Source organism: Pseudoalteromonas sp. SWXJZ94C (genome assembly GCF_015864385.1).
Lineage (GTDB): Bacteria > Pseudomonadota > Gammaproteobacteria > Enterobacterales > Alteromonadaceae > Pseudoalteromonas.
The window spans coordinates 1-1,152 of record NZ_JADYXF010000132.1; the positions used below are offsets into that span (position 1 = coordinate 1).

1 protein-coding gene and 1 pseudogene are annotated in these 1,152 nt (G+C 33.6%); both read left to right on the forward strand.

The window, feature by feature from the left end:
- Nucleotides 1-336: 336 nt before the first annotated feature.
- Nucleotides 337-552 (forward strand): annotated as a pseudogene (locus tag I6F65_RS21365) (Mobile element protein); the annotation flags it as partial.
- Between the two features lie 90 nt (nucleotides 553-642).
- A complete protein-coding gene (locus I6F65_RS21370) occupies nucleotides 643-945 on the forward strand; it encodes a hypothetical protein (RefSeq protein ID WP_197114836.1) in 303 nt (100 codons plus the stop codon).
- The last annotated feature ends 207 nt before the right edge of the window (nucleotides 946-1,152 follow it).

Sequence of the window (1,152 nt, forward strand, 5' to 3'; positions counted from 1 at the left end):
TTATAGCTCTACGTATGGCTATGTGGTAACTCGACTGGCTGCCGATGCACCTTATACGTTAATTAAGCAGTTTTAATCACTTAGTATTGCAAATGTATACTGGCATAAAGCATTCATTTAAACCGTGAGTGCTTTATATTACTTATTATGCTTATAATAAAACTATTAATTAAAAGGAAAAATTAATAAGACACGCACTCTAAATTACATTTTGTGAAACGAAGTACTAAGCTTTTTAGTGTAAAAACGAAAATAAACTAGACACCCAACCTAAATTTGCACTTACTAAGGTTAATGACTAAATTTTAATTAGTCTAAAAAGTGAGTAGTTGGTTTATGTCTATTGCAAGAAAGCGTCAGGTAAGTTTGGTTGATACAAAATATTATCACTGTATTTCACGGTGTGTTCGTCGTGCCTTTCTGTGTAGTGAAGACCACTTTACAGGTAAGACTTACGAACATCGACGAGGCTGAGTTGAAGATAAGCTACTTGAATTAGCTAAGGTATTTTGTATTGATGTATGTGCTTATGCAGTTTTGAGTAACCACACTCAACACGCAGAGATAACTATAAGATTAAAGTTGTAATGAAATATGTAAGTTGATGCGCTTAACTAAGCGAGCTAATGTAGAGGGAATGATTTGTTTTTTAGTGATAAGCAAAAAAATAAAGTGGAATTTTATGCACTTGTATATGTAATCTCGTTTTTATTGCCATTTCCTGCTTCGCTATATTCTGTTGCATTATCTCAATTAGGTGGTGTAGTACTTTGGCTGATTGGCTCAATTACATATATGATTGTTTACCTGCGAGTCGCGTCAGAATTACCAAAAGAGGATAGGTATTTTGTTATATGGGGTCAAGCAAGCTATTTTCCTCAAGTGCTTTTTAAAGTAGCCCCTCTATTAATATTTGTACTTCTATGCTTGTTAGGAAGTCTATAAAATTAACAAAGACACCCACTTTAAATGGTGGGTGTTAAATTACTACCAACACGTTGTACTTAAACAACATAACAAGAAAGAAAAGGACTCTTCGATGCCAGGAACAAAAATAAACTAGACATATATGGACGCTCCCCTGAAGTCAAGACGAGCTAATGTATAAACATCAAAATTGATGCCTTTATTTTATTATCATGTATCCCATTT